Annotated in this window: 1 pseudogene; it reads right to left on the minus strand. The window is 66.3% G+C overall.

Going from position 1 to position 504, the window contains the following annotated elements:
- A pseudogene (locus NU688_RS33905) lies at nucleotides 1-504 on the minus strand (hypothetical protein); the annotation flags it as partial.

Consider the following 504-nt stretch of genomic DNA (forward strand, 5'->3'; position numbering starts at 1 on the left):
GATGTCGGTGCTGGCTTCGGCAGTGGCGTTGCCTTGGGCGTCGCGGGCGTAGGTGGTGGCGATGCCCTTGAAATCCTTGGCTTCGGTGACGGCGTCGAGGGCGTTGTACTTCAGCGTGGCGGTTGCGTTGGCCGCATCGGTCACGGCCTTGACGCGGCGCAGGCCGTCGAGGCCGTAGTTGGTGCTCTGGTTCAGGCCGTTGGTGGTGCGGGTCAGCTCGCCGTTGGCGTCGTAGCCGAAGGAGCTGGCCTGGTTCGGGCCTTCGGTCTTGGCGCTGAGGCGGTTGATGTTGTTGATGGTGCGCGCCGTGTTCCATGCGATGTTGCCGGCGCTGTCCTTGATCTGCTCGGCGGTGCGGTTGCCCATGCCGTCGAGGGTGTAGGTGCCGGACTCGCCGCGGTTGTTGCTCCAGCCTGTGAGGCGGTGGGCGGCGTCGTAGGTGTAGGTAAGGACGAGGCCGGTGGGCAGCGTGATGGTCTCGACGGTGCCGTAGGGCTTGTAGGT

This window comes from Variovorax sp. ZS18.2.2 (assembly GCF_024701975.1).
Taxonomy (GTDB): domain Bacteria; phylum Pseudomonadota; class Gammaproteobacteria; order Burkholderiales; family Burkholderiaceae_C; genus Variovorax.